The 21,343-nt window shown below is 38.9% G+C and carries 23 protein-coding genes; 15 read left to right on the top strand and 8 right to left on the bottom strand.

The features are described from left to right. Positions 1-52 precede the first annotated feature (52 nt). From MVE01_RS01755 to ruvX, 4 genes are all read left to right on the top strand, one after another. Entirely contained in the window at positions 53-406 is a 354-nt protein-coding gene (locus MVE01_RS01755) for a hypothetical protein (protein ID WP_472560438.1), read from the top strand. Between the two features lie 69 nt (positions 407-475). Next, a complete protein-coding gene (gene metE, locus MVE01_RS01750; protein WP_472560437.1) occupies positions 476-2,749 on the top strand; it encodes a 5-methyltetrahydropteroyltriglutamate--homocysteine S-methyltransferase in 2,274 nt (757 codons plus the stop codon). Positions 2,750-2,894: 145 nt separating this feature from the next. Then, positions 2,895-3,626 carry a hypothetical protein gene (locus MVE01_RS01745; protein WP_472560436.1) on the top strand — a complete coding sequence of 244 codons (732 nt, stop codon included), beginning with the start codon at positions 2,895-2,897 and terminating at the stop codon, positions 3,624-3,626. A 17-nt stretch (positions 3,627-3,643) separates the two neighbouring features. Then, complete coding sequence (gene ruvX, locus MVE01_RS01740; protein WP_472560435.1) at positions 3,644-4,030, top strand: Holliday junction resolvase RuvX; 387 nt, start codon at positions 3,644-3,646, stop codon at positions 4,028-4,030. Position 4,031: 1 nt separating this feature from the next. On the opposite strand, the gene MVE01_RS01735 is transcribed toward ruvX, so the two are convergent. Continuing rightward, positions 4,032-5,117 carry a glycoside hydrolase family 3 protein gene (locus tag MVE01_RS01735; RefSeq protein ID WP_472560434.1) on the bottom strand — a complete coding sequence of 362 codons (1,086 nt, stop codon included), beginning with the start codon at positions 5,115-5,117 and terminating at the stop codon, positions 4,032-4,034. A 297-nt stretch (positions 5,118-5,414) separates the two neighbouring features. Between MVE01_RS01735 and MVE01_RS01730 the strand changes: the two genes are divergently transcribed. Then, positions 5,415-5,945, top strand: coding sequence for a TlpA family protein disulfide reductase (locus tag MVE01_RS01730; protein WP_472560433.1), 531 nt, complete (start codon positions 5,415-5,417; stop codon positions 5,943-5,945). Between the two features lies 1 nt (position 5,946). On the opposite strand, the gene MVE01_RS01725 is transcribed toward MVE01_RS01730, so the two are convergent. The 4 genes from MVE01_RS01725 to ilvC all read right to left on the bottom strand — a co-directional run bounded on the left by MVE01_RS01725 (position 5,947) and on the right by ilvC (position 10,657). Further along, entirely contained in the window at positions 5,947-6,723 is a 777-nt protein-coding gene (locus tag MVE01_RS01725; protein ID WP_472560432.1) for a DNA-processing protein DprA, read from the bottom strand. A gap of 87 nt (positions 6,724-6,810) precedes the next feature. Then, positions 6,811-8,145 (bottom strand): SLC13 family permease, encoded by a 1,335-nt coding sequence (locus MVE01_RS01720; protein ID WP_472560431.1) that lies wholly within the window; start codon positions 8,143-8,145, stop codon positions 6,811-6,813. Positions 8,146-8,148: 3 nt separating this feature from the next. Continuing rightward, the gene (locus MVE01_RS01715) at positions 8,149-9,063 is read right to left on the bottom strand and encodes a divergent polysaccharide deacetylase family protein (RefSeq protein ID WP_472560430.1); all 915 of its coding nucleotides are present in this window, start codon (positions 9,061-9,063) and stop codon (positions 8,149-8,151) included. 568 nt (positions 9,064-9,631) lie between these two features. Then, on the bottom strand, positions 9,632-10,657 hold the full coding sequence (gene ilvC, locus MVE01_RS01710; RefSeq protein WP_472560429.1) for a ketol-acid reductoisomerase: 1,026 nt from the start codon (positions 10,655-10,657) through the stop codon (positions 9,632-9,634). A 132-nt stretch (positions 10,658-10,789) separates the two neighbouring features. Between ilvC and MVE01_RS01705 the strand changes: the two genes are divergently transcribed. Continuing rightward, positions 10,790-11,242, top strand: coding sequence for an NfeD family protein (locus MVE01_RS01705; RefSeq protein WP_472560428.1), 453 nt, complete (start codon positions 10,790-10,792; stop codon positions 11,240-11,242). Between the two features lie 24 nt (positions 11,243-11,266). Continuing rightward, a complete protein-coding gene (locus tag MVE01_RS01700; RefSeq protein ID WP_472560427.1) occupies positions 11,267-12,124 on the top strand; it encodes an SPFH domain-containing protein in 858 nt (285 codons plus the stop codon). A 42-nt stretch (positions 12,125-12,166) separates the two neighbouring features. Here the strand turns inward: MVE01_RS01700 and MVE01_RS01695 are convergent, their stop codons facing one another. Next, complete coding sequence (locus MVE01_RS01695; protein WP_472560426.1) at positions 12,167-12,781, bottom strand: porin family protein; 615 nt, start codon at positions 12,779-12,781, stop codon at positions 12,167-12,169. A gap of 70 nt (positions 12,782-12,851) precedes the next feature. Beyond that, the gene (locus MVE01_RS01690; RefSeq protein WP_472560425.1) at positions 12,852-13,493 is read right to left on the bottom strand and encodes a M15 family metallopeptidase; all 642 of its coding nucleotides are present in this window, start codon (positions 13,491-13,493) and stop codon (positions 12,852-12,854) included. 88 nt (positions 13,494-13,581) lie between these two features. On the opposite strand from MVE01_RS01690, the gene htpX reads away from it, so the two are divergent. From htpX to rpsR, 8 genes are all read left to right on the top strand, one after another. Further along, on the top strand, positions 13,582-14,421 hold the full coding sequence (gene htpX / locus MVE01_RS01685) for a zinc metalloprotease HtpX (protein WP_472560424.1): 840 nt from the start codon (positions 13,582-13,584) through the stop codon (positions 14,419-14,421). A 79-nt stretch (positions 14,422-14,500) separates the two neighbouring features. Next, complete coding sequence (locus MVE01_RS01680) at positions 14,501-16,468, top strand: RNB domain-containing ribonuclease (protein ID WP_472560423.1); 1,968 nt, start codon at positions 14,501-14,503, stop codon at positions 16,466-16,468. Positions 16,469-16,548: 80 nt separating this feature from the next. Continuing rightward, entirely contained in the window at positions 16,549-17,394 is an 846-nt protein-coding gene (locus MVE01_RS01675; protein WP_472560422.1) for an NgoPII family restriction endonuclease, read from the top strand. Positions 17,395-17,397: 3 nt separating this feature from the next. Further along, positions 17,398-18,408: a DNA cytosine methyltransferase gene (locus MVE01_RS01670; RefSeq protein WP_472560421.1), complete on the top strand. Its 1,011-nt coding sequence runs from the start codon at positions 17,398-17,400 to the stop codon at positions 18,406-18,408. Further along, positions 18,408-19,385 carry a DNA polymerase III subunit delta gene (holA, locus tag MVE01_RS01665; RefSeq protein ID WP_472560420.1) on the top strand — a complete coding sequence of 326 codons (978 nt, stop codon included), beginning with the start codon at positions 18,408-18,410 and terminating at the stop codon, positions 19,383-19,385. Before MVE01_RS01670 ends, holA begins: the two co-directional genes overlap by 1 nt. Positions 19,386-19,516: 131 nt before the next feature. Further along, on the top strand, positions 19,517-19,891 hold the full coding sequence (gene rpsF, locus MVE01_RS01660; RefSeq protein ID WP_472560419.1) for a 30S ribosomal protein S6: 375 nt from the start codon (positions 19,517-19,519) through the stop codon (positions 19,889-19,891). A gap of 25 nt (positions 19,892-19,916) precedes the next feature. Further along, on the top strand, positions 19,917-20,396 hold the full coding sequence (gene ssb, locus MVE01_RS01655; protein ID WP_472560418.1) for a single-stranded DNA-binding protein: 480 nt from the start codon (positions 19,917-19,919) through the stop codon (positions 20,394-20,396). Between the two features lie 11 nt (positions 20,397-20,407). Further along, entirely contained in the window at positions 20,408-20,671 is a 264-nt protein-coding gene (gene rpsR, locus MVE01_RS01650; protein WP_472560417.1) for a 30S ribosomal protein S18, read from the top strand. A 46-nt stretch (positions 20,672-20,717) separates the two neighbouring features. Here the strand turns inward: rpsR and MVE01_RS01645 are convergent. Next, on the bottom strand, positions 20,718-21,343 hold a 626-nt coding region (locus tag MVE01_RS01645), incomplete at its 5' end, for a class I SAM-dependent DNA methyltransferase (RefSeq protein ID WP_472560416.1).

The raw sequence follows: 21,343 nt of genomic DNA, 5'->3' as shown, positions 1-21,343 counted from the left end.
TGCGTTTGTCATTGTTTTGTGTTACACTTCCAAAAAAGTTTCAGGAAATAGTGTGAAGATCATCAAGGGCTTTAAAGGTCGGTACTTTTCATTGTCAGCCATAGCTGCAACGACAAATGCAACCACCCTGCATGCCCAAAACAGCAGCTTCATACAGCAGCATCCCCAGTTTGCCTCAAAAGAAAGTGAATCTGAATCTCCCCCTCCTTTAGATGTACTATTACTGGAAGCCTGTACCCTGGACCTTCGTAAAAACCCTGTTGCCAAAAAAGCGTGCCACTGTTCTATTGTCTTTTTGCAACGTACCCTTCAACTTTTTCATCAACTCCGCTTTTTCATTCAAAAACTCTGTCCCTGCAGAAAAACCAAATCCGGGCTAGCACCACCTCTTTCCTTTTCATTTTAAAAACAAACCACGATCAACCTGCTTGCAATTACAGCATTATATTTCAATAAATAAGAACAGGATTACAAAATGAAAACATTTGTTACAGGATTCCCTCGTATAGGGGAACAGAGAGAACTTAAATTCGCACTTGAAAGATTTTGGAAAGGCGAACAGCCTTTTTCTGAAGTAGAAAAAGTAGCAACCGAGCTTAAACAAAGACACTGGAACTACCAAAAAGAAGCAAATATAGATGCAGTGAGTATCAATGATTTTTCACTCTATGACACTACTTTGGATACTATGGTAGCCCTTGGTCTTGAGCCGAAAAGTCATCAGGACATCACAGATAAGACAGCACGCTACTTTGCCATTGCCAGAGGGGATGACCAACACCGTGCACTGGAAATGACCAAGTGGTTCAATACCAATTACCACTACATTGTACCCGTACTGGATGAGACCACTGACAAAGAGGTGGACATCACCAAGATCAAAGCTGAGTATATCGCAGCCAAAGCAGAGGGCATCACACCAAAAGTCAACCTCATCGGACCGCTTACCTTCATTGCCAATGCGAAAAAAAGTAATGGTGAAGATGCTCCATTTGAGCTTTTTGAAGATATACTTGCCAAATACAAGGCACTCCTCGCCCAGATAGCCACCCTTGATGAAAAGATACTCATTCAGATAGATGAACCGGTATTGGTCACAGACAAAGCAGCAGAACTTGGGCTGCTCATCAAAAAAGCCTACAGTGAGCTTACATCGGTAGCTACCAATGTAGAGCTTTTTGTCATTACCTATTTTGACCATGCCAAAGAGGCGACCAAAGCACTATGTACTACAGATGTAGCAGGGATAGGACTTGACTTTGTGTATGCCAAGGAGAATAAAGAAGTAGTGAAAATCATTGCCGATGCAGGGAAAAAACTCATTGCCGGAGTAATAGACGGACGTAATATATGGATCTCGGATATTGATGCCAAAGTAGCACTGCTTGAAGAGTTGGCACAAGATATTGACAAAGAAAACATCATCGTCTCTACCTCATGCTCTTTGCTGCATGTACCTTTTACACTGAAATATGAAGAGAAGCTGGATACTGAAGTGAAATCATGGTTAGCCTATTCGGTGGAGAAGTTAGATGAACTGAATCTTACTGCAAAATGTTTCTTCAGCGATGCACTCAGCATTGAAGAACAAAAAGCACTGGATGCAAACAGAGCAGCCAACCAAAGCAGAAGAACCTCAAGCAAGATCCATGATGAGGCAGTACAGGCACGCATAAAAGAGCTTGAAAGCCTTAAAGTCAAAAGGGTGCCGTATGAGACACGTATCGTTAAACAGCATGAGAAGTTCAACTATCCTGAACTTGCGACAACAACCATTGGTTCTTTCCCTCAAACACCGGAAGTACGTAAAGCAAGACGTGCTTTTAAAAATGGGGAGATTGATGAGGAAAGCTATATTGAGCAGATGAAAACATTTACCAAAGCATGTGTCCTATGGCAGGACGAGATCGGTCTAGATGTTCTTGTACATGGAGAGTTTGAACGTAATGACATGGTAGAGTATTTCGGTGAACAGCTTAGCGGTGTGGCATTCAGCCAAAACGGCTGGGTACAGAGTTACGGAAGCCGCTGTGTCAAACCACCACTTATTTATGGAGATGTCAGCCGTCCCGAGCCTATGACCGTTTTTTGGAGTAGCTATGCACAAAGTCTGACAGACAAACCAATGAAAGGGATGCTCACGGGAGCAGTGACCATCCTCAACTGGTCTTTCGTGCGTGATGACCAGCCAAGAAGCGAGACCTGCTATCAAATTTCACTGGGGATCAGAGATGAGATAGATGATCTGCAAAATGCAGGGATAGAGATGATCCAGGTCGATGAAGCAGCCTTTAAAGAGGGGTATCCACTCAGAGCCTCCAAGCGCCCTGCCTATGAAGAATTTGCAGTCAAAAGTTTCTGGATCAGCACCAATGTCGCCAAGGAAACCACACAGATACACACCCACATGTGTTACTCAGAATTCAATGACATCATTCGAACGATTGAAGAGATGGATGCTGATGTGATCTCCATAGAAACAGCACGTAGCGGTAATGTTCTTCTTAAAGTCTTTGCCAGAACAGGATACCTGCAAGAGATAGGACCGGGAGTCTATGACATTCACTCTCCAAGAGTCCCAAGCACAGAAGAGATGGTAGCACAGATCAAAGAGTTGATGGAAGTCCTTCCCGCAAAACAACTCTGGATCAATCCTGACTGTGGACTTAAGACCAGAGGATGGGCAGAAGTGAAACCCAGCCTTGAGAACATGGTCAAAGCTGTCAAAGAAGTAAGAGCTCAACTTTAATACCCAAGATAGGAGATTCTCTCTCCTATCAATAATATTGATTAAAAACATCAATATTAATCACAATCTCTCCACAAAATTCTTCTATGATGCCAATAGAACAACGAAATATGTTGTTACTATTTTAGAAAAAAAAGGATCATAAATGAAGAAAACAATTTTATTTATTTCACTTGGTTTAACAACAATGCTTTCTGCCAACAGTTTTGATACACAAAGTATTAAGACGCAACACCCTCAAGTAAAAAAACATTTACAAAAAAAGATGGCACAAAAGCATCTTAAAGCAGCCCAAAAACAACATATGGAAAAAATGGATAGACAATTTGCCCATAAAAAAGCAATGAAAAGAACATTTAGAACAGCGGAAGAATTCAGAAGAATAAAAGGTCACTCCGGCAAAAACATATCCTATGCTCCGCATAAAAAAATAATGCACCGTTTTCATGAGACAAAACATGAAAAAAATGTAAGAACATTAAAAAGAGCTTCTCGTTACAGTAACTATAGAAATGACTATAATACCTATGATTACGATGAGGGATATGAAAGAAATGACTATAGAGATCACAGAAGACATCAAATCCATCAGGCACGTGGATACAGACACACACGTAACAGCTGGTATCTGGCATACCGATATGAGAGAGCTTCTTTCTATGACAGACACGGATACCACTATGGGTATTTTAACTATAGAGGATATATGTTCGAAGGTGAATTCTACCGCTATGACAGATACTATACTTTTAGAGATAGACTGAGAGGAAAAGGTCTTTTTGAACACAGATTCTACAGACCAATCCTGAATTATTACTATGCTAACAACGACTACTATGGAAATATTGGAGGATTTGAATTCTTTTTTAGACGATAATTGGCTATACTACGGCTATGAAATTAGCCAGTATAGACGTAGGACTCAAACGTATCGGTGTTGCCATCTGCCTTGACGACAGCATCGTACTTCCCCAAAATGCCATTCTTCGCAAAAACCGTAATCAAGCGGCAAAAGACATACAGACCTTTCTCCAAGAGTGGCAGATAGAAAAGCTCATTATAGGACTTCCAAAAGGCGGTTCCAGTGAAGAAGAAATGGAGAGACGTATTAAACACTTCGTCTCTTTGCTTGCACTTGAAATTCCTGTAGCCTATCAGGATGAACAGGGCTCAAGCTTTGAAGCAAAAGAGCTTACGATGGGAGATTTCAAACACAAAAGAGACGGACGACTAGACTCAGTGGCTGCCAAAATTATTTTGGAGCGCTATTTAGGACAGTAACCTATAATCTCTTTTTTAATGTTTGGATTCTAATATAGGACTTCTCTATTTGCTTTTTACCCACTTCCCCATTTTTAACCAATGCAATGATGGTATTGACCAATTTCCTACTGCTGACGATCTTTTTAGGATCCAATTGATTCCCAAAAAGAAGAATGTCATCCCCTGCATTGATCGCCAGATCCAAAGTCTTTTTCAAACTGTATTTTTGACTGATCGCTCCCATTTGCAGATCATCGGTAATAACTACACCATTAAATCCAAGCACTTTACGCAACAATCCATGTACTGTTTTTCTAGAAAGGGTTGCAGGGTATTTACTGTCTAGTTTTTTATTGAACACATGGGCTACCATCACGGTATCTGCTTTTTTGTTGAGCAGTCTGTAAGGCTCCATCTCTACTTTGTTCCACAGCTGCGTCACATCTACAAATCCTTTATGGGTATCTCCTACTGAAGAGCCGTGTCCCGGAAAATGCTTTAGTGCGGTGAGAACTCCATAATGATGCATTGCATCTATGAATATATTTGCATATTTGGCTACAATTTCAGGATCTTTCCCAAAAGAGCGTCCAAGCCCGTGTATCACATGGTTTTTAGGGTTAATATCCAGATCAACAACCGGTGCCAGATCATAGTTGATCCCCACATTTTTTAGCTCTTTACTCATTTTGGTATAGGTGGACTTGATCTGAGACTGATCCATTTTTACTACATCAGAAGCTTTAGGGAACTTACCGTAAAAACCATATTTTGTTTTAAGACGTTGTACTTTTCCACCTTCCTGATCTACAGCGATCAACAGTTTACCGTCATAACTACACGCTTGCAACTGTGAAGTCAGTTTTTTTAACTGCTTTCTGGTAGCTATATTCTTAGGCTCATTTTTGTTTACAGGATTATAATCAAATAAAATAACGGCACCAATATGGTATGTTTTAATATCCTTGCATATCTGACTGTTTGCTGGTGCAGATGTACCATGAAACCCTACCATAAGCATCTGCCCTATCTTCTGCTCCAGCGGAATTTCAGCAAACAGACAGACTGAAAAAAAAGTGACTATAGTTAAAATTTTCATAAACATTATTTTTCCTGATTTTTAATTTTCTTACCTAATTCTACCCAGCTCTTATTAGTGTACGGTTAACCTAGAAAGATTATACTTCTACCATAAGAGCATCTAAAGGTTACCTTTTAAATCTTCCTCTGGATTATAAACTGGTTTCCCTTTCCAATAGAATTTTTTCCTCCTCCTTTTAAACTTCTAGATGCTCTTTTATTTTCCATTTACTTATTTTAGTTATTATCTTTTGTGAAATTACACGATTTTTACATGATCATTAATGTATAATCACTATAATAAATTAAAAAAGGTTTACTTATGAAAAAAATTTTTATACTCGCATTTTTACTGTTTGGTTCTTTGTATGCACAGTCGCAACAACCTGTTATGACACTTACTGATATAAATGGGGTAGCCCATGAAGTAACAGGAACAGATGAAGGATTAAAAATCAAAGGGCTGGAAGGAAAAGTTGTTTTTTTAGAATTTTTCGGTCACAGATGCCCACCTTGTTTAGCTTCTATCCCTCATCTTATTGATCTACAGAAAAAATACAAAGACAAACTGGCAGTCATGACAGTTGAAGTACAGGGATTAAATAATAGCCAATTGGCGGAATTTGCAAAAGAGAAAGGCATAAACTATATTGTCATTGCTGAAGAAAAAGCAGGCAATTTTGTGAATTATATTGCACAACGTGCACAATGGAAAGGAAGCATCCCTTTTTTGGTTGCTTTGGATACAACAGGAAATGTCCAATTCGTTCAAGCAGGAATGCTTCCTGAATCATCATTGGAAGCACTTATTAAACAACTTTCAACCAAAACACCTGCACATACAACCAAATAACCTATACCAGTCTCACGATACCATTGTGTATCGTGACCATTCCTTCGAGTTCTGCCTCATACACTCTTTCTCCAAATCGTTTTACCGTTTCATCCAGTGTAGGTAAAGTCTGACAAAAATAGAAAAATTCATCTTTAGGTACATCACTTTCTACCACTTGACCAAAGCGAGAAACAAAGTGCTCAATATCCTGTATAACCTGCGCTTTCCCTTCAGCCAATAACCTATTGGTACCCAGACTCTCATTAAGACGGTGAGGCAGCACCCATACCTCTTTCCCCATTTTCAAAGCATACTCTACCGAACGCATTGACCCACTGTCGATATCTGCTTCAGTAACAATGAGCATCTCACCCAGTGCCACTACCAGCTCATTACGTACGACAAAACTCCAGCCTGTTGCCCTGAAACCATCATTAAACTGGCTTACTATAAGACCCTGTTTTTCTATTTGTTCTATAAGTGGTGCATTAAGCACCGGATAGCGTATATCCAAACCGTTGGCAACCACTGCAACAGTATTCTGCACGCCTGCTCCCTCATGGGCAATTGCATCTACCCCCATAGCTGCTCCACTAACCACGCATACACCTCTGTCCGTCAAAGCTTTTGCTAATGTATAGGTAAACTGCTGTGTATATAAAGAAGGTCTTCTTGTTCCAACTATAGAGACTTTTGGTCGCTTAAGCAATGCCAAATTACCTTTATAAAAAAGCTCTTTAGGATATTTTTTCATCGCTTCCAAGGCTAAAATATGCTCTGTGATATTTTGACTCATTACACCACCTTGATATTTTTTATTATATGGTAGCAAAGAAAAAACAAAAGAGTTAAAAATATGACATATTGTCATACTTTTCATTGATCAGAATAATAGACCCCAAACAAAATAGGCAACCAAAGAGAGGATGATCACGCCAATAAAATTCAACTTCAATCCGATATGTGCCATCTCTTTAATACTGATCACGCGCGAACTCATAACAATAGCATTTGGAGGGGTGGCTATAGGCAGCATAAAGGCATAACTTGCTGCCACTGTTGCAACCATGAGAAGCATAGCCCCTTCATCCTGAGGCATATTTTTTGCAAATTCATAAAAAATAGGTATGGCAATGGAAGTTAAAGCTGTATTGCTGGTAACTTCTGTAGAAAAAGTCACAAAAAGTGCAACAATGGCGAACATCCAGAATAGAGGCAAAGAGGAGATAAAACTTAATTTTCCTGCAATATCTGCTGCCAGACCGGTGGAAGAGAATGCTGCAGCAATACTGAAGCCTGCCCCAAACAGGAAAATGATCTCATACGGCATAGTTCGCGTATCTTCCCACTCCAAGAATCCTATTTTAGGTACGAACATCAAAAGACCAAAGCCCAATAAAACCAGTTTTTCATTCAGTGAAAAACCAAAAAGTTGTTTCATGAAAGTATTGATCAATAAAACAAAGGCAAGCAATACAACCACGACATAGAGTCTTTTTTGAGTTTTAGTGAGTTTAGGAACAGTGTGACTTACATCTTCTACACTTTCATCTTCTACTCCCAAAGAAAGTAACCATGGCATCACCAAGAGCATGAGTGCAACCACAGGAAGCATAAGTATCATCCATTCACCAAATGCTAAAGCCGGCAGATGATGATCTTCCAAAAAACCCATTAAAATAAGATTGGGAGGTGTCCCTATTGGTGTCAAAATACCTCCAATACTGGCACCATAGGCAGTTGCCAGTAAAAAACGTACCTTTAGCTTTTTATTGTCACTCAAAAAGAGCGCAATAGGCATAAGCATCAAAGTGATGGTTGTGTTAGAGAGTACCGAACTGAGCAATGCAGAGGTAATTGCCAGAGCATAGATGATCCCTTTGGATGTTTTGGGAAAAAAACTTAATAATTTAGCCGAAAAATATTTATGCAATCCGGTTTTTTCTATGGCAATAGCCAACATAAATCCACCGATAAAAAGGAAAATAATAGATTTGGAATAGTTAGCAGTGACAGCATTGGTGTCAAGTATGCCAAAGATAGGGAAAAGGATAATCGGAAGAATAGAAACAGCACCCAGAGGCAAAGCTTCATTTGTCCAGAGTGTCACTAAAAAAGCAACCAGCCCAAGAAGTATAGCATGCTGCAAACTGAAACCCAACAGAGCAAAAATAAAAAACAGGCTGCCTATAACAATTGCTGCAAGAATTCCCTTCATGATTTACCTCTTTTGATAGATCTCATCTATATAGACTAACGTGACATCTTTTAATATCTGCTTAGAAGATTTCAAAGCCTGAATCGTTGCCTTATGAGGATGTCCTATAGCTATGGCATAGCCATTTTTTTTAGCTTTTGCAACAGCTTTTTTCAATTGCCCGTGAATATAAGGGATCGTTTGTCTATTATCGATAAAAATATCTCTTCTGACATAAGCATCACCAAACTCATGCGCTATCTGTCGCACCTTGGAAGTTGAGGCAGTAAAACTGTCAACAAAGGTAAAGCCTTCAAGCCTCAATGCAGTATAGAGTTTTTTCATAGCTTTATAATTTGAAGTAAAGCGTGAGCCTGTATGGTTATTGACATATTTTGCTTTTGGAAAAAGTTTGCGTATCTCCATGACACGGTCTGCTATACGCGCATCAGAAAAGGAGGTCATCAGTGTCTTTGTCTGTTTATTAAACTGCCTGCTTCCTGACTCCATAGGCAGATGGATCATGTAATGTTTTAGGTTTTTAGCCAAAAGATTACTATGCTTTGCCAATTGATAGGGAGGAAAAATAGAGGGCGTGATCTTCATACCCAAACTCTCAATAGCCTGTACTTGTGCTTTGGTATGCACATCATCGATGATAATCACCAATTTTGGCTTCTTACCGCGATAGGCTAAGGCCGTGTTCTTCTGTATTTTTTGCTTCTGTACGTTTCTTCTTCCTTCTCTCTCTTGCAAAGGAGCTTGTTCAACTATTTTCTTTTGGGATATCAGTACTTTTTTGGAGATTTTTGTTTTATTCTTATTTACAATTTTTTTAGGATTCTGTGGTTTTTTTGTTTTTATTCTGGAGAGATCATTCAAAAGCTCTTTGGTAGTGTAATGCTCTTTTACCTCTTTTGCATAAGTCTGTTTTGACATCTCTTTCTGCCCTAGAAAATATCCGAAAGCAATCAATGACGCAATCAATACAAAGCCGAAAGCTATAAAAATATTTCTCTTTATATATGAAATTTTTTTTGATTTTGTCCGTCTTCTTTTTTTAACAGAGGTTTTTTTGGGAGATATTTTTTTTACCGGTTTCTTTTTAGTAGATGAAGTTTTATTACTATTTTTTGATTGAGATGCCATAAATTCCACTAAATTTTAATTTAGCCCATTATAGCAAAGTGTCGCTTCGTGAAATGAATAGTGAATTTTAAAATACATACAAAAAAAGAAATATAACCAACTAACTAAAGCTTTTGAGTTAGTTTGCAGTAGATTTGGGTGTTTGGGCGAAGGAGGCTATATAGTAGCTGACTGAGTCCATCACCCAAAGATGCTGTGAAATAACTAAAAAGCTTAGTTAGTTTCCTGATTTTAATCAGTTAAGAGTGCTAAGGTTTTTGTTGAGTTGTATTCAGATTTGAATGTTTGGGTAAAGGAGGCTACAAATTGTAGCTGACTGCACCCATCATTCAAAGATGGATACAAATCGACGAAAAGATTAGTTCTCGTCCTGATTGACGATTTTATTGGCACTAATCCACGGCATCATCTCACGTAACTTATTACCAGTTTGCGTAATAAGTTTGGTCTTATCATTATTTCTCTCTGCATTCATACGTGGGTATCCTGCTTGACCTTCCAAGATGAAATCTTTTGCAAATCTACCATCTTGGATCTCTTTCAATATCTCTTTCATAGCAGCTTTTGACTCAGCGTTGATAACACGTTTACCTGAAACATAATCACCATACTCAGCTGTGTTAGAGATAGAGTATCTCATATCTGCGATTCCACCTTCAAACATAAGGTCAACAATAAGCTTGAGTTCATGAAGACATTCAAAATATGCCATCTCTGGAGCGTAACCAGCTTCAGTTAATGTTTCAAAACCTGCTTGAACCAATGAAGAAACACCACCACAAAGTACTGCCTGCTCACCAAACAGATCTGTTTCAGTTTCATCTTTAAAAGTTGTTTCAATGATGGCTGTTCTACCGCCACCAATAGCTGATGCATAAGAAAGTGCAAGCTCTTTAGTTGTACCGCTTGGGTTTTGTCCAACAGCAATAAGGTCAGGAATACCGCCACCTCTAACAAACTCAGAACGTACTGTATGCCCTGGTGCTTTTGGTGCAATCATAGTTACATTGATATCTTTTCTTGGGTTGATTCTTCCATAGTGAATATTAAACCCGTGACCAAACGCGATCGTTGCTCCCTCTTTCAGATTTGGTGCAATTTCATTATCATAAATTTCAGATTGGTTTTCATCTGGAAGAAGGATCATAATCACGTCAGCTTTTGCGGTAGCTTCAGCTACTGTAAGTGTTTCAAAACCTTTAGCTTCGGCTTTTGCCCAAGATGAACCATCTTTTCTAAGACCGACAACCACTTCAACACCGGAATCTCTAAGATTTTCTGCGTGTGCGTGTCCTTGTGAACCAAAACCGATCATTGCTACTGTTTTAGATTTAATGATATTGATATCACAATCTTTGTCATAATATACATTTAAAGTTGACATGTATTATCCTTGCGTTTTTAATAAATTTTCGCGATTATACCAAAATCTTACTTATTAAACTAAATTTACAGAGCTGTTCCTACCGTTAATCTTTTATGCTATAATCTTTTTACATTGATTTAAGGAGAGAAAATGATCACACTTCTCAATGAAACAGTCTTGTGGTGGCACTGGGTTATACTGGGTATTATCTTGTTGATCGTTGAGATGAGCAGTGGAACTTTCATTATGCTGGGACTTGGGATTGCGGCTATTTTTGTAGGTATTCTTGACAGTATGATACATACCTCTTTTACCACTGAACTTACTATATGGATGATACTTTCAGTCCTCTCCATAGCTGCCTGGTTCAAATGGTTCAAAGAGCCCACCGTTTCACATACCGGACAGTCAAACTATAGACTTGACACACTGGGAACAGTCACAGAAGAGATACACCCTCATGATAGAGGAAAAGTCATTTTTGATACACCTGTCCTTGGTAATACGGTCTGGCATGCCACTGCCAAGAAAAGTATTCCTAAAGACACCCGTGTAAAGATCGTTGAAGTAAACGGTCAACTCATAGAAGTTCAAAAAGTTTAATTCATTTAAAAAAGGAAGTTAAATATGGAAGCATTGAATATTGTTATTTTACTGACCATTGCTGTTGTTGTTACACTTTACAAAGGAATCAACATCGTCCCTCAGGGGGAGGAGTGGGTTGTAGAGAGACTGGGGAAATTCTCACGTACTCTCAAACCGGGACTGAACCTCATCATACCCTATATTGAAGCTGTACGTCAAAAGATCTCAACCAGAGATATTATACTCGATATCCCCCAACAGGAGGTCATTACCAAAGACAATGCTGTCATTGTCACCAATGCAGTGACCTTTTTGCGTGTAACAAAGCCTGAAAATGCACTTTATGGGGTAGAGAATTTTAAACTTGCCATTCAACAACTGGTCATGACCACACTTCGTTCCATTCTTGGAGAAATGAGTCTGGACGAAGCACTCTCCAACCGTGAACATATCAAAACCAAACTAAAAGATGCTATCATTGATGATGTAGCTGACTGGGGAGTGACAGTCAAATCCGTAGAGATTCAGGACATCAACCCAAGCCCATCCATGCAAAAAGCCATGGAGCAACAGGCTGCGGCAGAGCGTGAGAGAAGAGCAGTAGAGACCATGGCAGAGGGAAACAAAAATGCTGCCATTTTAGAGGCAGACGGTAAACTGGCTTCAGCGGAACGTGAAGCAAAAGCCCAGATCACACTGGCCAATGCCTCTGCAGAAGCCATTAAAATGATTAGTGAAAATATCCAGGACAAGGAACTCCCTGCCATGTTTCTGCTCGGTGACCGATATATCAACTCTCTAGAGCAAATTTCTAAAAGTGATAACTCTAAATTCGTCATCTACCCAGCAGACCTGCAAGGTGCGATTAAAGGAATGTTAGGGAATGTATTTAAAAAGTAGTCATTTTTTTCCGATGAAAGCGGAGAAATCTCCCTGCTTTCATTAAAATTTATAGGTCATACCTACTGTGATCGCATCGGAATCCACATCTGAAGGAGAGGTAATAAAGGTTGTTGTCTCTACATCATTTGCAATATTGAGATAATCAACAAAAATAGAGATATTATTCATTACTTCATAACTCGCTCCGATACCCCATTGAAAACTTGTCTCATCCACATTTACTGTGGATCCATCAATTCCATCTGCATCAAACCCGCCATACCCCAACAGTGCATAAACTTTAAAATCTTCATATATCGGATATTGCGGCTTCACATAAATCCCCCATGAACTTCTCTCCAGAATATCTTCTTCTGCAACCGAGACCATATAGCGTCCTTCCACTGCTATGTATTGATTAAAATCATATCCTCCAAGCAGTGTAATATCACCTGTTCTGTCCTGTCCCTCTTTTTCGCTGAAGAAATCCAAACCGGATTCGCGTGTACTCACAGCACTCACTCCGAGACCTACATAAAATCCACTTTCACTAACAGATTCATTTATAGCCGGTACTGTTACTTCCGGCTCTACGACCGGTGCAATATCCCCACCGGCATAACTTATATTGCCTATTGCCATCATTACCAATACAGAAAGTGTTATATTTTTCATATTATTCTCCTTGTTCTTGTTTACTTGCATATATAATAGCTTACTCTTTAATATCTTAAAAATTTAAGTTTTATTTAGCAAAATGCTGATAATCCTTGTAGGGACTGAAATCCCCTCCCCATTTCCAGCCGTATTTTTCAAATATCTTTATTGCTTTATCTTTTCTGATCAACATTGCCTTATCTGCAAAAGAACTGTTTTGATGTGATCGCTTCTGATATTTGTACGATTCCCTATGGGCAATATGCCCCCGTTTATTCACAAACGGATTTTCAATAGGATTGATATCTATTGCTTTTCCGTAAGCATGTTTTGACCATTTCTTTCCTCCTGTTGAAACCGGACGGCAATTAAATGCTGAAGTATTGTCCGCTTCTATACTTCTATAGTCACTACCTCTAAAATCGCTCACCAGTCGCATCTGCCGGATAGGATAACCTATCTCATAAAGTTCACGGAATATCTCCACAACTTCAGCAGCAACATCCTTATGAACAATGATCTCACCCATCCTTTCGGAACGATAGAAATTCCGGTGTTTCAAACGTATATAGCGCAGATCATCAGTATCAACAGGGCAGTTCTTACGCCATGTTTTTCCTTCTATCATACGCTGCTTCGTATATTTGTTGATCGGTCTGATCGTTGCACTGTATTTGGCATACACTGCTGTTACACATAGCATAATAAATAATATAACTGTTTTTTTCATCAATAGGTCTCCTCTTATATTTACCTTTTATTTACACTATTTTACTATTATTAATTTATATAACACATACAATTTAAGGACAAAACAGATGGAACAACTTAAAACCTATGCCCTCATGACAGGGCTTACACTGCTTTTTATCTGGTTTGGCGGAATGATCGCCGGACAGACAGGTATGATCATCGCATTCATTGCCGCTGCAGGGATGAACTTTTATGCCTACTATTACAGTGACAAACAGGTACTTAAACACTATCATGCCATACCTGTAGATGAAAATGCTGCTTCAGGACTCTACCAGATCGTAGAGAGGCTGACACAGCGTTCCGGTCTGCCTATGCCGGCTTTGTACATCATTCCCGAAGAACAACCCAATGCTTTTGCTACGGGAAGAGACTATGAACATGCAGCAGTTGCCGTGACAGAAGGCTTGCTCAATCTGCTTACAGAAGAGGAGGTAGAAGCTGTCATCGCACATGAACTCAGCCATATCAAACACTATGATATGCTCATAGGGACAGTTACAGCGACCATTGCAGGTGCTATTGCCATGCTTGCCCAATTTGGTATGTTCTTTGGTGGAGGAGACAGAGAAAGAGAAAACAATCCTTTTGTAATGCTGGCACTCATGCTCATTATGCCAATAGCTGCAAGTATCATACAGATGACCGTCAGCCGTAACCGTGAATTCATGGCAGATGCAGGATCAGCCCGTATGACAGGACACCCTGAATGGCTACAAAGTGGACTCGTTAAACTTGACAACTATGCCAGAGGAACCATCCTGCCTGAAGCTGACCCCCAGACGGCCCATATGTTCATCATCAACCCTTTTACAGGTAAAAATATGTCACTCAGCCAACTCTTTGCCACCCATCCAAGTACCCAAGCGAGGATTGAGAGATTAGAAGCTTTGAAACATTCATAAGCTATAATCTTTTTATGAAACAAATACTATCTACTATTCACTATTCACTATTCACTCCTAAAGCCAAAGGTTTTGGAATATGAGTGCCTTTGCTACACAGCTCATCAACGGATGTTTGCCTTCAGACATTGAGCAGGAAGACCAAAACAGCTTTCAAAAGTTACAACATATTGGTGCTATAGAAAAGGTAAACGGTCTGTGGAAGCTGAATTCTCTTTACAGAGCCGGCAGACTCTATATCGGTAAAGATGGCAGAGGGTATGTCGAAGCGGAGTTTAAAGAGCAAAAAGACCTGCTTGTAGAACCGGATCATCTGGGGGAAGCAAAGCATGGTGATACTGTTGTTGCCAAGCGTATCATAGCTAGACGCGGACGAGCCAGTGGAAAGATCATCGCAGTCATTACCAAAGCCCACCTCTTTACCATTGCCTACACCCATAGAGATGAACAGGGAAATTTCTCTATTCTTAACCTTCGTACAGGTGAGCCGACCCATGCCGTGATGGAAGGGATGGACTTAAAAGCCTTCAAACTTGGCACTGTACTTAAAGTCAATGTAGATGATGACAAAGTTCTGGGAGTCTTTGGACATTTGGGTGATCCAAAAGTAGATGAAAAGATCTCTTTGGCTCTGTTTGACCGTAAAGATGAATTCCCTCCTGAATGCGTAGGAGAAGCCTTGCATATAGAGTCTGAAGTAGTCAAAGAAGAACACCCTGACAGAATCGACCTTACCCAGCTTGATTTTTGCACCATTGACCCAGTCACGGCCAAAGATTTTGATGATGCCATCTATTTTGATCTGAAAACCTACACTCTATATGTTGCTATAGCCGATGTCAGTCACTATGTCCCCTACTTCACCAATATTGACAAAGAGGCTAAAAAAAGAGGCTTTACCACCTACCTGCCGCACAAGTCATTCCCTATGCTTCCTCGGGAACTGAGTGAAAATATATGTTCACTTAAACCCAAGGTAGACAGACTTGCTTTTGTAGCCAAAATAGAACTTGACAGAAATACACTTAAACCTCTAAAAGAGGAGTTTTTTGAAGCCATTATCCACTCCAAACACCGTTTCAATTATGAAGCGGTGGATGGCATTTTAAAAAAAAGCTACACAGGAGATAATGCTACCATACAACGCATTTTACACTGGCTTCTGCCTCTACAAAAGATCACACAAAGACTAAGACATGAACGTCTCAAACACGGTTTTGATTTTAGAAGTGAAGAGATCAAACTGACCATCAATGAAGAACATCTTCTTGTCAGTACACAGATAGAGACCGGTACCCCCTCTCATTCACTCATAGAAGAGTGTATGCTCCTTGCCAATCAGGCAGCAGCTAAACGTTTTAAAGGGGACGGTGATAGCATCTTCCGTATCCATGAACCGCCGCAACTTGCTAAAATAGAGACACTACTCACTGAACTTGCTGCTATAGGACTCTATGTAAAAGAGTACGAGGACTCTCCTTCTCTCATCCGTGCTATCCAAAAAGAGGCGGAAAAAATGGGACTGGCATCTGAAGTTGATGCTATGATCATCAAATCTTTGCGTCAGGCTACCTACTCTGCCTACAATGTCGGACACTTTGGCTTAGGGTTTAGCCACTACAGCCACTTCACTTCCCCTATTCGTAGGTATGCTGACCTTATCTTGCACAGGCTCATCAAAACACAACTACATAGCGATGAAGAAGAAGCAAGCTATCTGTTACGAAATATAGACCCTCTTTGTGTCAGGGTTTCAGAGCTGGAGAGAGAAGCTACCAAGGCAGAGTGGGATTTTAGAGACCGAAAATTCGCACGCTGGGCAGAAAAAGAGATAGGCTCTTTCTTTGAAGCAGAGGTTATAGAAGCAGGAGAGAGTGCCAAAGCAGTACTCAAAGGTGACATCCAGGGTGTGACGGTACATCTCAAAGGTGACAACCTGCTTCTCTTTGATAAAATACGTGTGATGATAACAGAAGTGAATATTGCCCAAGCCATCATCATGGCTGAGCTGGTAACAAAGTTAAGTAAAGAGGAGATGGGGTTGTAAAAATATGTCAATTTGAAAGATTTTTGCTCTTTCTTTTTACTTTTAGATAAACTTACACATAAACTTACTAAAGAGGAATTATGTCAAATATTATTCAAGCATTTATGAATATTGCCAAAAACTATCAAGAAGAAATTAGTAATGTTACAGATGGCAATAATAGAGCCAATAATATGGGAGAGGGTTTAGAAAAGTATATTACCAATGTATTTGCCAATACGCAAAATATACAAGACGAAAATTTACGCTTAGAGACACTTTCAAAGATATATTCCTATCAAGGTAACAAAAATAATCCACCTGATCTAATGCTTAAAAATTCTGATGCCATTGAAATTAAGAAACTAGAATCTAAAAATTCAGCAATAGCCTTAAATAGCTCTTATCCAAAAGTAAAACTGTATGCCGACAGTCCCATGATAATAAGAGCATGTAAAACTTGTGAATCTTGGACAGAAAAAGATATGCTTTATGCTATTGGATATACCCAAAAGACAACACTTAAATCATTATGGCTTGTCTATGGAGATTGTTTTTGTGCAGATAAAGAGACTTATGAACGTATAAAAAATACCATTTCAGAAGGTATAAACACAATTGCCAATGTTGAATTTACAGAAACAAAAGAGCTAGGTAAAGTTAAAAAAGTTGACCCTCTTGGTATCACAGATTTACGTATACGTGGTATGTGGCATATTGACAATCCCAATAAAATATTTTCATATATCTATACATATGATGAAACTGCAAAATTTCAATGTATTACACTTCTAAAAAAAGAGAAATATGACACTTTGCCAGATGCAGATAAAGAAGCTATTGAAGCATTAACCAATGACAAGATTAGTGTAAAAGATGTTAAAATAAAAAATCCTAATAACCCTGTACAACTTATAGATGTAAAGTTATTAGTATTTAAGGTATAAATGATGAATATAATCTCTCTCTTCTCTGGTGCAGGTGGCTTAGACTTAGGTTTTGAAAAAGCTGGATTCAATACCATTTGGGCAAACGAATATGATAAAGACATTTGGGAAACCTATGAGAAAAACTTCCCACATACCAAACTTGACAGACGAAGCATTACTAAAATTCCATCCAATGAAATACCTGAAACTCTAGGTATCATCGGTGGACCTCCATGTCAAAGTTGGAGTGAAGCAGGTAGTTTAAGGGGTATTGATGACCACAGAGGACAACTCTTTTTTGAATTTATACGGCTCTTAAAAGATAAAAAACCTCTTTTCTTTTTAGCAGAAAATGTCTCTGGTATGTTAGCCGCGCGACATAAAAATGCACTCGAAAATATCAAGACACTTTTTAAAGAGAGTGGATACAAACTTTCATTTCAAATGCTCAATGCTCATGATTTTAAAGTACCGCAAGATAGAAAACGTGTTTTCTTTGTAGGATACAGAGAAGACTTAAATATAGAATTTGAATTTCCAACTGGCTATGATAAAAAGCGTTATCTCAAAGATGTCATTTGGGACATTAAAGATACAGCACTCCCTGCAAAAGAAAAAAACTATACCAATGGAGACAATTGCAAATTAGCTAATCATGAATATGCTATCGGTACATTTTCTAGTATGTTTATGTCACGTAACCGTGTACGCTCTTGGGAGGAACCATCCTTTACCATTCAGGCAGGGGGAAGGCATGCTCCTATACACCCACAAGCACCAAAAATGCAATTTGTAGAACAAAATAAGCGTATTTTTGTTCCCACAAAAGAACATTTATACAGAAGACTTTCTGTGCGAGAGTGTGCAAGAATTCAAACATTCCCAGATACACACAAGTTTTACTATAAAAATGTCATGGCTGGATACAAAATGGTTGGTAATGCTGTACCTTCTTATTTAGGCTACTATCTTGCACAAAAAATCATGGAAGATATGCAAAGTTTAGGGCTTACCCAAAAGGCAGCCTCCTAATGTACCAAAGAGAATTCGATCAAAAACTCAAACAGATATTTCCAAAAGCAGTACTTCTGTATGGAGATAATGACTACTTGATAGACTACTACATTGATTTTTACAAAACCAAACTTGATGCCAAAGAAAGTATGTTGACACTCTATTATGATGAGTGGCATTTTGAGCAGGCAAAAAATTACCTTTCTCAAACTTCTCTATTTGGAGGAACCAATCTTGTCGTAGTCAAACATGACAAAAAGATTCCTAAAAAAGAGCTTGATCAGCTTGTAGAACTGGCGAACAAGAACAGTGACAACTACTTTGTCTACGGCTATGAAGGAGCAGCCAAAGATGCAAAAGGGTTGCAAAGTGCATTTACAGACAAAAAAGGTGGGGTTTGGGTACGTTTTTTTGAGCCTAATATTCGTGACGGCATTGCAGTATTGCAACAAAAAGCACAACAGATACAGCTAGACATAGACCACTATGCCCTGCAACATCTCATGCTTCTACTCAATAACAATCTGGCGCTGTGTGCCAATGAACTTGACAAACTTGCTATATTGGGGACAAAAGTAACCGGTAAGGACATAGACAGACTCGTCTACTCTACCGCCCCTTTGGCAACTGAGCAGTTGCTCATAGACCTCTTTAACAAAAAGCCGATCACCGATACCATTACCAAACTGCTTGACCTGGGTGAAGATGAAGCATCACTGTTACGTTCTACACAGTATTTTGTCAATCAGATTTTCCTCTTTCATGCGTACATAAAACTCAATGGTCATGTGGATTCTACTGCTATTTTAGGATACAAACTTCCTAAACAGATAGAAGAGCAGAAAGCACAGCTTGCCCTGCGTGTCAAATCTGCCTCACTACTTAAAATTTATGAACACTTATTGGAAAGTGAACTAGCTATTAAAAGAGCGTCTGCAACACAAAAAGAAGTTTTACTTTATAGCATGCTTATCAAACTTCAAGGGTATCTGTAACTTAATTACGGCAATAATACAATCCTAAGTAAATTTCGATATAATTACCGTTCCAAAATTCTTGCTCATTTTTGGACAGGTTGTAAAACTACCTGCATTTTATATGGGCTATTAAACCAAAAGGAAACAATATGAATTGTTATGAAACACTGTTTGTAGTTAAACCTACATTAACAGAAGAAGAGATCACAGCACAGATTGCAAAAGTTAAAGACGTTCTTACAAATGTAAATGCGGAACTTGTTGCTGCAGATGATATGGGTATGAGAAAACTTGCTTATCCTGTTGAAAAAAATGACAGAGGGTACTATACAGTGCTTTTCTATAAAGCAAATGGCGAAGCGATCGCTGAGATCGAAAGAAACCTTAAAATTAATGAAGACATCATTAAGTTTTTAACTGTAAAATATAGTAAAAACAAAGAGATCGCACAATTTGACAAACTTGTTGCAGCAGCAAACAAAAAAGCTACACCTGCGGCAGAAGCAAAAGCAGAAGAAGCGTAATTAAGCGACTTACAGGAGCAACCTTATGTACAATAAAATAATTTTAGCAGGCAACCTGACCAGAGATGTAGAGGTGAGATATACACAAAGTGGAAGTGCCATCGGCAATACTGCCATTGCCACTTCACGTAAATTCAAATCTGCAACCGGTGAGCAAAAAGAGGAAGTGCTTTTTGTTGATCTTACATTCTTTGGAAGAACTGCGGAAATTGCCAACCAGTATTTACGTAAGGGAAGTAAAGTTTTAGTAGATGGAAGATTGAAGCTTGACCAGTGGACAGCACAGGACGGAAGTAAAAGAAGTAAGCACTCGGTAACTGTAGAGAACCTACAAATGCTGGGAAGCAAAGATGATGCACAAAGCGGTGGATATAACAATGCACCAGCCGGAGACACCTATGCTCAGCCTGCACCTTCACAGCCGGCACCACAAGCTGCACCACAACAGGAACAAGCATCCAACATCCCAGAAATTGACATCAATGAAGATGAAATACCGTTTTAGGAGAACACCCCATGGCAGAAAGAAGAAAATTTAAAAAGAGATTTTGTAAATATTGTGAGCAAAAAGTTGATTTTATCGACTATAAAGATCTAGCTTCACTTAAATTCAGTTTGAGCGAAAGATTTAAGATCATGCCAAGAAGACTTACAGGTAACTGTAAACGTCACCAAGAGCTTGTCACAGTAGCAATCAAAAGAGCAAGACAAACAGCACTTATTCCTTACATCGTAGATAGAAAAAATGTTGTTGATAATCCTTTCGAAAACGTAAGATAATACGAATTCAAACTTGCTTCCATCATCTGGTGGGAGCATAAAATACCTACGCCTTTTTTAACACCACAAACGTTTTATCAGATTCCTCTAATCCATATAGATTCACATCATCACTTACAACCAATTTCAATCCAGAATACTCTACCAAATCGTCTACTGTATGATAATACTGTCGTATTATCTCTTGGGATTTTTTAAAACATGTATTCTCTTTTTCAAACAGTGTAAATTCTGATATATATTCACCCGCTTCAAACTCGCTGTCTACAGTCAAAAAACGCTCGTCATCATCGACGATAAACGAACCTACTGCTACATTTTCAAAACCATACAAGGTGTTGATATCGCAGAGAAAAACACCATCTTCTTTAAGATGATTTTTAACACACATCAAAAATGATTTTAAATTTATAGTGCTCAAGTAGTTCAGCATATCAAACACTGCTGTAATCACATCATATTTCCCATTTAATGCACAAAGGTCAACACACTCTGCATCTAAACCCATTTCAACAGTTTTAGATACCATGGCAGGGCTTAAATCAATACCTTTGACTTGTAGTATATCTAATGCTTGTTGCATCTGGATGAGGAAGTCTCCAGAGCCACAACCAACATCTAAAAGCGTGTCAAAATCTATAGTCTGTAAAAAAAGAAGGTAATGGGCATAGA

The sequence above is a fragment of the Sulfurovum sp. genome (genome assembly GCA_026990595.1).
In the GTDB taxonomy this organism is placed as follows: Bacteria; Campylobacterota; Campylobacteria; order Campylobacterales; family Sulfurovaceae; genus Sulfurovum.
The sequence above is the reverse complement of the archived record's forward strand: the minus strand, read 5'-3'. Positions and strand labels throughout refer to the sequence as shown.